The organism is Streptomyces stelliscabiei (genome assembly GCF_014873495.1).
GTDB classification, from domain to species: domain Bacteria; phylum Actinomycetota; class Actinomycetes; order Streptomycetales; family Streptomycetaceae; genus Streptomyces; species Streptomyces bottropensis.
Genome location: NZ_JADBGF010000001.1, coordinates 1,838,737 through 1,852,259 on the forward strand (window position 1 = coordinate 1,838,737; position 13,523 = coordinate 1,852,259).

Annotated in this window: 13 protein-coding genes and 3 pseudogenes; 10 read left to right on the forward strand and 6 right to left on the reverse strand. The window is 67.5% G+C overall.

Translation table 11 applies throughout. From position 1 onward, the window contains the following. The first annotated feature begins 55 nt into the window (after positions 1-55). The 3 genes from H4687_RS46280 (at position 56) to H4687_RS07945 (ending at position 1,571) form a co-directional block, all read left to right on the forward strand. The gene (locus tag H4687_RS46280; RefSeq protein WP_037727451.1) at positions 56-349 is read left to right on the forward strand and encodes a hypothetical protein; all 294 of its coding nucleotides are present in this window, start codon (positions 56-58) and stop codon (positions 347-349) included. Between the two features lie 165 nt (positions 350-514). Continuing rightward, complete coding sequence (locus H4687_RS46285) at positions 515-1,135, forward strand: enoyl-CoA hydratase/isomerase family protein (protein ID WP_010354083.1); 621 nt, start codon at positions 515-517, stop codon at positions 1,133-1,135. A 25-nt stretch (positions 1,136-1,160) separates the two neighbouring features. Next, the gene (locus H4687_RS07945; RefSeq protein ID WP_223786221.1) at positions 1,161-1,571 is read left to right on the forward strand and encodes a hydrolase; all 411 of its coding nucleotides are present in this window, start codon (positions 1,161-1,163) and stop codon (positions 1,569-1,571) included. A gap of 97 nt (positions 1,572-1,668) precedes the next feature. Here the strand turns inward: H4687_RS07945 and H4687_RS07950 are convergent. Beyond that, positions 1,669-2,544 (reverse strand): annotated as a pseudogene (locus tag H4687_RS07950) (helix-turn-helix domain-containing protein); the annotation flags it as partial. Between the two features lie 455 nt (positions 2,545-2,999). On the opposite strand from H4687_RS07950, the gene H4687_RS07955 reads away from it, so the two are divergent. Next, the gene (locus H4687_RS07955; RefSeq protein ID WP_006378715.1) at positions 3,000-4,190 is read left to right on the forward strand and encodes an IS110 family RNA-guided transposase; all 1,191 of its coding nucleotides are present in this window, start codon (positions 3,000-3,002) and stop codon (positions 4,188-4,190) included. 48 nt (positions 4,191-4,238) lie between these two features. Here H4687_RS07955 and H4687_RS07960 read toward each other — a convergent pair whose 3' ends face one another. Next, positions 4,239-4,676 (reverse strand): VOC family protein, encoded by a 438-nt coding sequence (locus H4687_RS07960; RefSeq protein WP_010361140.1) that lies wholly within the window; start codon positions 4,674-4,676, stop codon positions 4,239-4,241. Positions 4,677-5,060: 384 nt separating this feature from the next. Then, on the reverse strand, positions 5,061-5,375 hold the full coding sequence (locus H4687_RS46290) for a hypothetical protein (protein ID WP_223786220.1): 315 nt from the start codon (positions 5,373-5,375) through the stop codon (positions 5,061-5,063). 610 nt (positions 5,376-5,985) lie between these two features. On the opposite strand from H4687_RS46290, the pseudogene H4687_RS07970 reads away from it, so the two are divergent. Next, a pseudogene (locus tag H4687_RS07970) lies at positions 5,986-7,223 on the forward strand (IS256 family transposase). A gap of 224 nt (positions 7,224-7,447) precedes the next feature. On the opposite strand, the gene H4687_RS07975 reads toward H4687_RS07970, so the two are convergent. Further along, positions 7,448-8,218, reverse strand: a complete 771-nt coding sequence (locus H4687_RS07975) for a recombinase family protein (RefSeq protein ID WP_006379225.1) — start codon at positions 8,216-8,218, stop codon at positions 7,448-7,450. Between the two features lie 134 nt (positions 8,219-8,352). Further along, positions 8,353-8,691 (reverse strand): annotated as a pseudogene (locus H4687_RS48680) (zinc finger domain-containing protein); the annotation flags it as partial. A gap of 70 nt (positions 8,692-8,761) precedes the next feature. On the opposite strand from H4687_RS48680, the gene H4687_RS07980 reads away from it, so the two are divergent. The 5 genes from H4687_RS07980 to H4687_RS08000 all read left to right on the forward strand — a co-directional run bounded on the left by H4687_RS07980 (position 8,762) and on the right by H4687_RS08000 (position 12,713). After that, positions 8,762-9,577, forward strand: a complete 816-nt coding sequence (locus H4687_RS07980; protein WP_010358267.1) for an oxidoreductase — start codon at positions 8,762-8,764, stop codon at positions 9,575-9,577. Between the two features lie 76 nt (positions 9,578-9,653). Then, entirely contained in the window at positions 9,654-10,565 is a 912-nt protein-coding gene (locus H4687_RS07985; RefSeq protein WP_006378832.1) for an alpha/beta hydrolase fold domain-containing protein, read from the forward strand. Between the two features lie 74 nt (positions 10,566-10,639). Then, positions 10,640-11,653: an NADP-dependent oxidoreductase gene (locus tag H4687_RS07990; RefSeq protein WP_006378619.1), complete on the forward strand. Its 1,014-nt coding sequence runs from the start codon at positions 10,640-10,642 to the stop codon at positions 11,651-11,653. Between the two features lie 137 nt (positions 11,654-11,790). After that, complete coding sequence (locus tag H4687_RS07995; protein ID WP_006378871.1) at positions 11,791-12,381, forward strand: TetR/AcrR family transcriptional regulator; 591 nt, start codon at positions 11,791-11,793, stop codon at positions 12,379-12,381. Positions 12,382-12,563: 182 nt separating this feature from the next. Then, complete coding sequence (locus H4687_RS08000) at positions 12,564-12,713, forward strand: hypothetical protein (RefSeq protein WP_162138053.1); 150 nt, start codon at positions 12,564-12,566, stop codon at positions 12,711-12,713. An 8-nt stretch (positions 12,714-12,721) separates the two neighbouring features. Here H4687_RS08000 and H4687_RS08005 read toward each other — a convergent pair whose 3' ends face one another. Beyond that, positions 12,722-13,417, reverse strand: coding sequence for a Tn3 family transposase (locus H4687_RS08005; protein WP_006378841.1), 696 nt, complete (start codon positions 13,415-13,417; stop codon positions 12,722-12,724). Between the last annotated feature and the right edge of the window lie 106 nt (positions 13,418-13,523).

Here is a 13,523-nt window from a genome sequence, read left to right on the forward strand (position 1 = left end):
TCGCTGTTCGCAGGACACCTGCCAACAGCGCAGATGCGGGAGAACTAACGGCTTCATGACAAGCAAATTCCTGATGAGCGGCCGCCTGGAACTCACCGCAGCGGGCGCCCCGGTGACGCCGCTTCATGTCGTTCCGCTCGACGGCATGGACTGGGACGACCCCTTGCTCCCGCCTCGCGTAGCTCCTGCTCCGCTGCTCGTGGGCGTTGCCACCGCGCCGCTCCCACCCGAAGCGGTGCCGGTCGTCGAGCAGCTCACGGTCACCCTCGGCGGCGGACTCGCCCCGTACTGCGCGGGGACTGCTTCGGATGTCGACGCCGTCCGTGCCACGGTCGCCGGCGCTCCGTAGGCTGCGCTGACGCTGGACGAAACGCTCCGAGCGACGCCCAAGGCGACGGTCGCCGAAGGACTGCTCATCGAGTCCCTCTCATACTCGATACTGCTCGGCGCCAGGGAGTTCGCGGCTTGGCGATCGCGCTCCAAGCCGCGCCCCACGGCGGCCTGTGCGGATCCGGTGCTCCTCGACCGGGACGACGGCACGCTACGGATCACTCTCAACAAGCCCAAACGGCATAACGCGTTCGGCCACGCCGTGCGCGACGGGCTGCTCGAAGGGCTGGAGTTAGCGCTCCTCGATCGAAGCGTGGAACACGTTGTGGTGAGTGGCGCAGGCCCGTCGTTCTGCAGCGGTGGCGACCTGGACGAATTCGGCACGGCGCCGGACATGGCGACCGCTCACCTCCTCAGGCTGCACCGCTCCGCCGCGCGTCATGTCGCCGCTCTCGGCGACCGAATCCGCTTCGAGGTGCACGGTGCCCGCGTCGGCGCGGGCGTCGAAGTACCGTCCTTCGCACCCCGCGTGACGGCGGCAGACGACGCGTACTTTCGGTTGCCCGAGCTGGAGATGGGCCTGATCCCGGGAGCCGGGGGCACGGTTGGCGTCACACGCAGGATCGGGCGGTGGCGGACGGCGTATCTCGCGTTGACCGGGCACGCCATCGATGCGACGCCGGCGCTGGACTGGGGACTGGGGGACGCACGTGCCGAGAGAGGGGATCCGCACCGGCGGAGCATGGAGGAACTCCCGTGCCGACACGGTCTTCCGCGACGTCGAGGTCGACGGCCGAAGGGTTGACGTCCACGTACGCGGTGCGACCGTCGTGGCGGTCGGTTATATCACCCCCGTCGCAGGGGCAGAGGTGGTCGAGGGTCATGGCGACGCTCTGCTGCCCGGGCTGCACGACCACCATCTGCATCTCCTCGCGATGGCGGCCGCCGCGTCCTCCGTCGACTGCGGTGTCCACGCGGGCGACCCTGACGGGCTGGCCGCCGCGCTGCGCTCGGCCCCCGGCACCTGGGTGCGCGCCGTCGGCTACCACGAGCGCACAGCGGGCCACCTCGACCGGCAGGGTGCTCGACGCATGGGTGCCCGACCGGCCGTGCGTGTCCAGCACCGCAGCGGGGCCCTGTGGATTCTCAACTCCCCTGCGCTGGCTCTCGTCCACCACATCCTGGACCACTCACCCGAAGTGGAACGCGATGCCGTCGGCCGCCCCACGGGCCGACTGTGACGCTACGACGGCCCTGTTCTCGTATAGCTACGGCGAGGGGGCAAGTAGCTCAGTGTGATTTCAGGGCCTCTGCACGGAAGATTTCAAGTCCAGTGAGACGGTCGTACACCGGAGGGCCGGCGGCTTCTTGCATCCGCTTGGCTGCACTCCGCGCGTGCTTGATCCGGTCCTTCGCTTCAGCCTTGCGACCACCGCGCGCGGCAGAGACAGCAGCGCGCAGTTGCAATGTCCCCCAGGCCCGAACAGCCAGCGGGTCACCGCGGTCGTACTCTCGCTGCACGCTGCGAATCGCCTTGTCGGACAGGGCAACAGAGTCGTCCCAGTCTGCCGTTGCCCACATGTCCCACACGCGCATCCAGTCGGCGACGGCAGGCATCACCGGGTCGCCCGACAGCCGCGCAGACCAAGCAGCTCGTTCGCATGCCATGGCCACCAGCTCCGGGTGTCCAAGCGCGTGCGCGGCAGTGTGGGCGAACTTGCAGCACACCGCGTAGATGGCATACGCCTCTTCCTGCTCATGGCCCGTGGCGACTTCGGCCAGGGCGCGCGCCTCACGGAACAGGTCGGGGAGCACCTGCACGATCGCCACGTTCGCGGCAGCGTCGCGGAGGCGATGCAGGCGGGTGGTTTCCTGCCACAGCTGACCGGCTGTACGGGGCGTTCCGTCGAAGACGGGAGCGAGGTCGTAGCGGCGCAGCTCGCGCATGATCGCGGCGGCAGACACCTGCCACTGGTTCTCGGCCGGTGCGGTGTTGTTGTACGGACGCCCGATCAGGTCGTTCGGGTGTACATGCAGTTCCGAGGCGAGCAGGTTGAGCAGGCCGACGCGGTCGAGTTCGATGTGGCCGCGTTCCATCTTGGACACCCAACCCTGTGTTTTGCCCAGGGCGGCAGCGAGGTCGGCTTGCGTCATGCCAAGGCGGAGCCGTGCGCGACGTGCGCGACGGCCGATCTCTTCGGCTTCTTCCAGCATCAGCGCGCCCCCCTGGGGGTGAGGCGCCAGCGTTCGAGAGGGCGGCGAGGCATCGTGCTCCATCCATCAGGGCTTGTCCCCTTGACGGTACCGAGGTCGCTGGGCCGAGTGTGGAGTGCCCAGGGCAGGAGGTGACTACTTGTGGTGCCTGGGTCAGTCCAGCCCCGACGAACCGGCGGCTGGCTGCCATGGCTCCAGCCCAGCCTGCCGGGCTGCACTCAACAGTTCCCTACGTTGTCTGCGGGACAGGGCGAGCCCTTCGTATGGTTCTTCCACCCAGGGGCGTCGGGCGTGGCTTTCAAAGTTCTGCCGCTTGGGGCAACCAGCGATTGGCCACCCGACGCCCCACGACGACTCGGCTGCCAATTAGGAATTGCGAATGATCGCTCCGTAGGGAATCGACAGCGAGGTCGTCCGTCGGGAGGCACCGAGCACACCCACCGCACGGAGGCACCATGGCCGCGATCTGGGCCGGCATCGACGCAGGCAAAACCCACCACCACTGCGTCGCGATCAACGAGAGCGGCCACCGGCTGCTGTCCCGGCGCGTCGCCAATGACGAGCCCGAACTCCTAGAACTCCTCACCGACGTCCTAGCCCTTGGCGACGAGGTGACCTGGGGCATCGACCTGGCCGACGGCGGAGCCGCCCTGGCCATCACAGTCCTCTTCAACCACGACCAGCAGGTCCACTACATCTCCGGCCGCGCCATCCACCGCGCCTCCGAGAGCTACCGCGGCGAAGGCAAGACCGACGCCAAGGACGCCGCCGTCATCGCCGACCAGGTCCGCATCCGCCGCGACCTGAACCCCTTACGCACCGGCGACGAGACCGTCACCGACCTCAAGATCCTCACAGGTCGCCGTATAGACCTGGTCGCCGACCGCACCCGCATCGTCAACCGGCTCCGGGCCCAGCTGCCCGGCATCTTCCCCGGCCTGGAACGGGTCCTGGACCTCACCAACAAGGGCCCGCTGACCCTGCTGACCGGCTACCAGACCCCCGCGGCCATCCGCAGACTTGGCGCCAAGCGCCTGGAGACCTGGCTGCGGAACCGCAAGGTCCTCCGAGCCGACCAGCTCGCCGAGGCCGCGGTCGAAGCCGCCGAACGCCAGCACACCAGCCTGCCCGGCGAGAAGCTGACCGCCCAGATGGTGCACACCCTGGCGAAGGAGGTGATGGCCCTCAACGAGCAGGTCGCCGAGCTCGGAAAGCTCATCGAGGCCCGATTTCGCGATCACCGACACTTCGAGGTGATCACCAGCATGCCCGGCCTCGGCATCATCCTCGGTGCCGAGTTCCTGGCCGCCACCGGCGGTGACATGGCCGTCTTCGGAACCCCCGACCGCCTCGCCGCCTTCGGCGGCGTCGCCCCGGTCCCGCGCGACTCCGGCAAGATCAGCGGCAACCTGCGGCGCCCGCAACGCTACAACCGCCGGCTCCAGCGCGTGCTCTACACCTCCGCGCTGATCAGCATTCGGCGGTCCGAGGCATCCCGGCGGTTCTACGACCGCAAACGCGCCGAGGGCAAGCGCCATACCCAGGCCGTCCTTGCCCTCGCACGCCGCCGCGTCAACGTCCTCTGGGCCCTCCTCCGCGACGGACGGCGCTACGAGCCCGCTCCGCCGACAAGGGCTGCCGCATAGGAAGGGACGCGACACGCTGCGCGCGGCCAATTGGCCTGACCGACCCCGTCAGACCAGGCAAAACTCGTTACCTTCCGGGTCTGCCATCACCACGTGATCCGGCCTGCCCTGCAACTCGTCCTCGCGGACCACGGTCGCGCCCGCAGTGGTCAACCGCTGCACCGCCTCGACCACGCGCGGCCAGCGCACCTCCCACGGGGTTTCACGGCCGCCACCAACTTGCACGTCGATATGCAGCCGGTTCTTCGCCACCTTCGGCTCCGGCACCTTCAGGAAGGACAAGGTGGGGCCCACGCCATCCGGATCTGACAGGTACGCCCCGTCATCCCACTCGTCCTCCGGAACCTCATGATGCGAGAACCACTCCTCCCAGCTCCCGAACCCTGCGGGCGCGGGCTTCTCCGCGTAGCCCAACGCCAGCGCCCAGAACGCGGCCAGTTTCCCCGGGTACGCACAGTCGATCGTCAAGCTCCACTTGGTCGCCATGAGCCCTCCCCAGTCGGATGAACGGACTGTACCCCGCACCTCCGACACCTCCTGCCCGCTACCTCAGGCGTGCGCCACGGCTTGACGAACGGCATTAGGAATCGCCGACCGCAGCCCCCGTTTTTTGGGGCCCCGGCCACGTGCTGAGATCCAGGGCTTGCCGTCGGCCCTCACTCGTGTCGTGGTTCTGAGCGCGCCAATCCGGCATGACTCGGTTCGGTGGCAAAAAGACTAAGTTCAATTTCGAAACAATGAAATCCGGAGCTCACCCGAGACACCAGCCGGACTATAGATTTGCCCACCAAGAGCCACGGAAAGCGAAACGACCTGCCAACGGAGTCGGCAGGTCGTCACGAAGGATCGAGCTTCTTTAAGGCCAGTCAGCTACTTTCTCGTTATCCATATAGCAACCGACGACACCTGGTCATTCCACGGCAAATTGGGTATGCCTTGATCGAAATTGAAGCGCTGGGCATTGTTGGAGCTGCTCGCCCTGAACCGTGTTTCGTACTCTCCGAGCGGCACCTGCCCGCCATTGTCTCGATAAAATTGCTGATGAATCGTGACTGTTTCATTCGGGTGATTGGCGCGCGACATCACACTCCCGAGAATGCGAAAGGAGGACATGGTGTCGCTCTGGTCGCGGTACAGTTCATGGAGGTCAATTGTCGATACCGTCGGCCCGTCATCGAAATTCACTGACCATCTGCTACTCGAGCCACTACCTCCCGCACACTGGTAATTCGTGTCGCAATACCCCACAGCAGTGAAGGTGGAATTGGCGAACGCAGCGGAAGGATTTGCGACCACAACGCCCGACGCGGCGAGAATAGTCGCAAGGCTCGTAAGAACGCGACGCTTTGGCGAACTTGATTGAGTCTTTGGCGTCACTCCAGAGGTTCGCATGAGATCTCCAAGAGTGCGAATTTTCAGATTCACTACACGTCCTCTCTGCAGGCGAGGTGTTTTAAAAGGCGCTTTCAGGAAGAAGCATACCGGCCCAAGCACTGGTTGGCCCCCGTTACGTCCGGGGCTTCCGTTCGCGCTCATCTTCGCGCTGTCTCGGCGTGGGCACCTCGACCGAAAGGCCAGAAACCTGCAGACCTTGACCCGCAGTCTGGCCGAATGGCTGAGGCGATTGGCGATCTGAAGTGCTAGCAGTTCGCTCCCGCCGTGGTTGCGTCCATGGAGATGGTGTACGGGTTCGACCTGATCCGGGGGTTTGCTCCGGCGTCGGGATGAGGCCCGCATAGATGAACGGCCACCGGCTGATCTTCGAGGTGTCGAAGCCTCGAAGGAGATCAGCACGATGACCGCATCCGACAGTCTGCCCCTGCACGCCCTCGCCGAAGACAACCTCGCCGCGGCGAGTCCCGATCTGCTGCGCGCGATGGTCAAGACGTTCGCTGACGCGCTCATGTCCGCGGAGGCGGATGCCCTCTGCAATGCTGAATACGGGCAGGTCAGCGAAGAGAGAGTCAACCACCGGAACGGATATCGCCCGCGCGAGTGGGACACGAGGGCCGGCACCGTCGAACTCGCCATCCCCAAGCTCAGGAGCGGGAGTTACTTCCCGCACTGGCTGCTGGAGCGACGTCGCCGGGCCGAGCAGGCCCTCATCTCGGTGGTCGCCACCGCCTACCTGCTGGGCGTGTCCACCCGCCGTGTCGAGAAGCTCGCCGAGTCCCTCGGCGTCACCCAGCTGTCGAAGTCCCAGGTCAGCGCGATGGCGAAGCACCTGGACGAGCAGGTCGCCGCTTCCGCAACCGGCCCCTGGATCAGGGCCCTTACGCGTTCGTCTGGGTGGACGCGCTGACCCAGAAGGTCCGCGAGGGCGGCCGGATCATCAACGTCCACGCCTTGATCGCGGTCGGCGTCAACGCCGACGGGCACCGCGAGATCCTCGGCATCGATGTCGCCACCGCCGAGGACGGCGCCGGCTGGCTGGCCTTCCTGCGCTCGCTGATCGCCCGCGGCCTGTCCGGCGTCCAGCTGGTCATCTCCGACGCGCACGCCGGCCTGATCGACGCCATCGGCGCGGTCCTGCCCGGCGCGAGCTGGCAGCGATGCCGCACTCATTACGCCCGCAACCTGCTCAGCCAGGTCCCGAAATCGGCCCAGCCCTGGGTGGCCACGCTGCTGCGGACCGTCTTCGAACAACCCGACACCGACGCCGTGAAGGCCCAGATGCAGCACGTCCTGGACGCGCTGGAGGCCAAGTTTCCCAAGGCCGCAGCCCACTTGGACACCGCCCAGCACGACCTGCTGGCCTTCACCGCCTTCCCACGCGAGATCTGGCGGCAGATCTGGTCGAACAACCCGCAGGAACGGCTGAACAAGGAGATCCGCCGCCGCACCGACGTGGTCGGCATCTTCCCCGACCGCACCGCCGTCATCCGGCTCGTCGGCGCCGTGCTGGCCGAACAGAACGACGAGTGGACCGAGGCCCGCCGCTACATGGGACTCGACCTGCTGGCCAAAGCCTGCCTCCACCCGATCGAGTCAGAAACCCACGAGACCGACCTGCCCACCGAACTCACCGCATAGCCTCAAAAGGAGATCACCGAGTGGCCGTCAATACACCACTCCAGCGGACGTGACCCCCGCCGTGGTCGCCAGTCAGGGGCATTGCGTGAACGAGATCTGTCTGGGCGCGGCGATGTAGGTCTGGCGTCCGGCTGTCCTGGCGGAAGACGCTGATGGCGAGGTTGCGCAGGGAGGCCATGGCGCGGGGCAGCTTGCCGATTTCTCACACACACCGAGGGACCCTGCTATCCAGGCAGGGCCCCTCGAAGCAGCTCAGTCACCCAATTCGATACCCAAACTGTCCGCGAGTTCGCGGAGGTCTTCAACCGAGATCTGGGGGGCTTTCGCCGCTTGCCGAGATGCCCAACGCTCCAAAATTTCGTCCATGGCGGCTCTGACCTGCACTTTCTCCAAGTGTCTTGACTCAAGTATCTGACGGAAGGCTTGTGTCCCTTGCGCTTGCCGGTGGGGATGAACAGGTCGGGCTGGATCTGCCCGACGGACTCGCCGCCGGCCCGGCGCCGGAGCACGGTGTGCAGCATGTCGTCGGTCATCGCCGGGGGCCGGCCGCCGTGCTTGCCCTTGCGGGCCGCGGTGTCCAGGCCCTCCAACGTGGACTCGCGGATGTTCTCTCGCTCGGTCTCCGCCATCGCCGCGAAGTACGCGAACAGCAGCTTGCCCGGGCCAGTGGGGTCGTAGATGCCGGGCAGGGGTCCGGCGAGCATCTCCAGGACCAGGCCGTGGGCGGTGAGGTGGTCGGTGAGCGCGGTGAGTTCGGCGGCGTCGCGGCCGAGGCGCTTCATCTCGTACACGGTGAAGATGACCCGGCAGTGCGGGGCGTGCGCCTTGACCTCCCGCGCGGTTCGCAGCGCCTTCTCGAACCGGGGCCGGACCCGCACCCGGGTGCTGATCTTCTCGCTGAAGATCTTGCCCCTCGGGATGCCGTGCTTGCTGAGCGCGTCGAGCTGGGAGTTGAGCGTCGAGCATCGCGCGTTAGCCGATGTGGATGTCCGCACTCGGCAGGTCCGGGTCGATCGGCGCCGGTGGCGGGGTGCCGGGCCGCCACGGCCGACCCCGGCCCACGGTCGGCCGGGGTCGGCACCCGCAGCGCCTTCTTCAGCCGGGGCACCTTCGTGAAGCGGCGGGTGTGGTAGGCGGAGGCGACCGCGCCGCCGCGCGAGCGGCACGGGGAACCGGGCTGGGCGACGCACTTCGGACAGGCGTGCTGTTCGGCGTCGTCGGCGTCCGACCGGTCGGTTGAGGAAGGAAGCCGAGGGTCCGTCACGGGCCCGGATCTTCGCACAATGCAAGTCTCAGAAGGAGGCCCGTCCTGCTTCTTAGTGAGAACGGGTTCTGCGAACGAACCCGGGATCGGCGGGGGTCCGGCGGCCCGCGATTGATCTTGCTCGCGCAAAGGACTGTTCATGAGAGAGCTCTGGATGAGACGGGCAGGCCGGAGATGCCGGCGCCTTCGGAGCGGCCTTGCCATCCACTCCGCCCCGCAATAACATTACGACAGTAAGCCATACGATCGAAATTCAATGTGTAAGGAGTCCGTCATGGCGACACAACGGCCGGTAGCACTCGTGACGGGGGCGTCATCGGGGATCGGTAACGCAACCGCTCGGGCCTTCGTCACAGCCGGGTTCGAGGTGATCGGAACCGGACGGAACACCTCGGGGCTCACCCCGCCCGCCGGTGTGGCCTTCCTCGACCTCGACGTGACCAGCGACGAATCCGTCACCGCCGCGGTCCGGGAAGTGATCGAACGGTTCGGACGGATCGACGTCCTGGTCAACAACGCCGGTCTGGGCTCGGCCGGCGCCGCCGAGGAGAGCTCCGTCGCCCAGGCCCAGCGCCTCTTCAACCTCAACTTCTTCGGTCATGTCCGCATGGCGAAGGCCGTTCTGCCGCACATGCGCACCCAGGGCCGTGGACGTATCGTCAACGTCTCGTCCGTCCTCGGCGTCATCCCGCAGCCCTACATGGCCCTCTACGCCGCCGCGAAGCACGCCGTCGAGGGCTACTCCGAGTCCCTGGATCACGAGGTCCGCGAGCACGGCGTCCGCGTCCTGCTCGTCGAGCCCGGCTACACCCGGACCGCCTTCGATGCCAATGCCGCGCAGCCCGACACCCCGCTGCCGCTGTACGCGGAGCGGCGGCGTGTCTTCGACGAAGTGGTCGCCGCGGCGATGAAGACCGGCGACGACCCCGCCGTCGTCGCCAAGGAGATCGTCACGGCAGCCACCGCCTCGAAGCCGAAGCTGCGCTACACCGCCGGACCGCTCGCCTCACGCATCACCACCGCGCGACGCCTCGTCCCCGCCGGGATGTTCGACAAGCAGATCCGCAGGTTCAACCGGATGCCCGGCTGAAACGTCGCACCCGGCCCATCGACCCGCAGCGCGCGCGAGAGGCGCGTTCAGCTCTGACCTGACAAGGAGCATCACCATGGGAATGAGCACGGAAGCGCAGCAGTTCGCGCAGTTCCTCGACAGCGTGCGTGCGAAGGCGTCGACGCCGGGACTCGATCTGGCCGTCGTCCGCGACATCGTCGACACACATGCTTCGGCATCGACCGAGCCGGAAGGCGTCACCTACGCCGACGTGGACGCGGACGGCGTCCCCGCCCTGTGGGTCATCCCCGAGGGCGCCGACCCCGACAAGGCGCTGCTTCACTTCCATTTCGGCGGATCGGTCGCCGCCTCGATCGCATCGGACCGCAAGGCCGCCGGCCACATCGCCAAGGCGGCCGGAATCCGCTCACTCGTCGTGGGCTTCCGCCTGGCGCCCGAGCATCCCCACCCGGCGCAGATCGACGACGCCGAGACCGCCTACCGGTGGCTGCTCGCTCAGGGCTACGCGCCGCGGAACATCGGCAGCACCGGCCACTCCATCGGAGGCACCCTCGCGATCGCGCTGCCCCTGCGCCTGCTCGCCAAGGGCGAGGCAGTCCCCGGCGCGGTCGTCAGCATCTCGCCCTGGACCGACCTCACCATCAGTAACCCGAAGGTGGACGAGAACGAGGAACTCGACAGGATGCTCAGCCGGGGCATCCTCGAGCTGTTCCGAGCGGCTTGGCTGCAGGACCCCGGCGTGGACTTCACCGACCCCGCCATCAGCATCGTGAACGCCGACCTGACCGGCCTGCCGCCCACGGCCCTCCACTACGGCGAGCACGAAACGCTTGCCGGCGATGGCGCCGATTTCGGCCGCCGACTGACCGACTTCAAGATCGTCTCTGAGGTCCGCCCGCTGCCGGAGGGCCAGCACTCGTTCATCCTGGGCGCGGGACGCGTGCCCGAGGTGGACCGGGCGATCGAGCAGATGGGCCAGTGGCTTCGACGGCACCTCGGCCGCTGAGGTGGAAGCTGCCCGGACATGCGCATCGTCCGCCGAGAAGACAACCGAGAAGATCACGCGAAGGGACGGCTGACATGAAGGCGTTCGTCGTCGAGAAGTACGGCAAGGGCGGCCTGCGCGCCGCTGATGTTCCCGAGCCCACCGTCGGGGCCGGCGACGTCCTGGTCCAGGTGAGCGCTGCCAGCATCAACCCGCTGGACAAGATGGTCCGCAACGGGGAGTTCAAACGACTCCTGAAGTACGAGCTTCCGTTCGTGCTCGGCCATGACGTCGCCGGGATCGTGACGCAGGTCGGGCCGACCGTGCGCGGCTTGACGGTCGGCGACGAGGTCTACGCACGTCCCCGCGACCTGCGGGTCGGAGGCTTTGCCGAGTTCATTGCGGTCGACCAGGACGACGTCGCGCCCAAGCCGGCGTCACTCACGCTCCGCGAGGCGGCCGCGGTGCCGCTGGTGGCCCTGGCCGCCTGGCAGATCCTCGTGGAGCGCGCCCACGTGGTGCCGGGCCAGAAAGTGCTCGTCCACGCCGGTGCCGGTGGCCTCGGATCGACGGCCATCCAGCTCGCCAAGCACTTCGGTGCCACGGTGGCCACGACCACGAACTCCCGCGCCGAGGAGATGGTCAGGAGCCTCGGCGCCGACACCGTCGTCGACTACACGAAGGAGGACTTCTCGCAGGTGCTGTCCGGCTACGACCTGGTGCTGGACTCCCTTGGCGGGGCGAACCTCGAGAAGTCGCTGACTGTGCTGAAGCCGGGCGGCCTGGCCATCGGTGTCGCCGGCCCGCCGGACTCCGGGTTCGCCAGGCAACTCGGCGCGCCCTCGTTCATGGGCGTGGCCATGAACGCGCTCAGCCGCAAGGTGCGCAAGCAGGCCAAGGCCCTGGGTGTGCGCTATGAGTTCTTCTTCATGCAGGCCAGCGGCGCCCAGCTCCGTGAACTCGGCGCCCTGTACGACAGCGGACGGCTCCGCCCGGTCATCGACCGGACGTTCCCCTTCGACCGGACGCTCGAGGCGATGGCGTACGTCGAGCAGGGGCGTACCACGGCCGGAAAGGTCGTGATCTCGATGACGCCCGGCGACGACTGAACCAGGCCGGCCGCGCAGAAGGCGTGGCGGTGCTCCAAGACGCCGCCCGCACACCATTAGAGTGCGTTCGTAATCCAATATGATGGCGAGGCCGGCGGAAAGCGGGCGACCCTTCCGGCGCACGAAGGAGCGAGCGCGTGACTCGTTACGGGAAAGAGCACAAGCAGGCGACCAGGCAGCGGATCATCGAGACCGCCGGCCGCCGGTTCAAGCAGGACGGTATCGATGGCTCGGGCATCTCGACGCTGATGGCGGACGCCGGACTGACCAACGGTGCCTTCTACGCCCACTTCGCGTCCAAGGACGACCTCGTGGCCGCCTCGGTCGCGGACCAGCTGCGCACGCAGTACGCCAACGTCATCGACCAGGCGGCCCCCGGCATCGCAGGACTCGAGCAGATCGTGCGGTGGTATCTGTCGCCCCAGCACCGCGACAGCCCCGACGACGGCTGCCCCTCCGCCGCACTCCTCGATGAGATCGGGCGCTGCCCGCAGGAGACCAAGCAGGCGTACACCGACGGGGTGCTCGCCGTCATCGACGGCATCGCCGCCCGCCTGGCGCCCGCCGATCCGCGCTCGGCGCACACGAAGACCCTCAGCGTCTACGCCATGATGGTCGGGACACTGCAGCTCTCCCGCGCCCTGTCTGACCCGCGACTCTCCGACGAACTCCTCGAAGAGGGCATCCGCAACGCCCTCACGCTGCTCAGCGCACAGGAGTCCCGCTGACACGCCGCAGCAGCCTCGCCGAGCCGGCCCGGCGAAGCCGACATCCGAGGCAGCGGGCGCGCGCCCGAGACCGAACGGGCGGGAGAGACTTCGCCGGCTCATCGACACCGCCTGATCGATGAGCGGCCGTCCCCGCTCCGAGCGGTTCCCGGCGTCGACCCGGCTCTCCCCACCGCCCGGCCGTGACCACGGGATTCTGGGTCGAAGCCGCAGCCGACGGCTTCGACCCGGAATCGCTGGCGCTACCGCTGCGCGGCGCTCTCCCCGGCGGGCGCCGACTGCGGTTCGTCCGCTCGCTGGCCCGGGACGACTACAGCCGACTGGAGATCTAGCCGGTTGCTCATGTCCAGCTCGAACCGGCCGTAGGGGTTGACGTGAGTCCAGAACAGCGGGGACAACGCGCGCCGATCGGCATCGCCGAGGCGCTCGACCCCCTTCGGCTCGGCCAGGACCTCTGCAGCAGCAGGGTGTTGACGTGGACAAGGGCAGCCTGCAGCAGGTGCAGGGCGAGCATCGAGATCTCCTGGCTCTCGCGGTCGGCGCCGGTCAGGTCCCCGTCCTTGCCGTAGAACAGGTCGTGGTTGGCGGAGTTCCAGTTCTCCACCACTTGCAGGCCCTCGTGGATCTCCCGCCGTAGTTCGGGGCTGGCCAGGTAGTCGCAGACGAACGCTGTCCGCACAGCGCGGCCGAGCTCCTCGATCGCCCGGTAGGTCGGGTGCTTCGGGCCGCCGCAGGTGAAGCGTCGTAGCACCTGCTCGGCCTCGGCCGTGCCCAGGCGGAGCGCGGTGGTGTATTTGACGATCTGGTCGTACTGCTGGCGGATCAGCTCCCAGTCGATCGTCTTGCTGGACAGCACCGGGGCCAGGTGCGGCCACGTCTCGTCCTCGCCGGCAACCGGCCGGTACAGCCGGGCCGAGCCCACGTTCTTCAACCGGGGCAGCAGGTTGAAGCCGAGCATGTGCGCGAAGGCGAATCCGACGAATGGACGGGCCGGGCGCTTGACGATGCGGTCCTGAGTGGTGTGGTCGACCGCCACGAGCCCGTGCTTGGGGCGGTAGCCGTCCCAGCACTTGAAAGTGGACGTAGCCGGTGACGGGCAGTCCGTCGTCGATCAGCCGGTGCACGACGCGCAGACCTGCTCG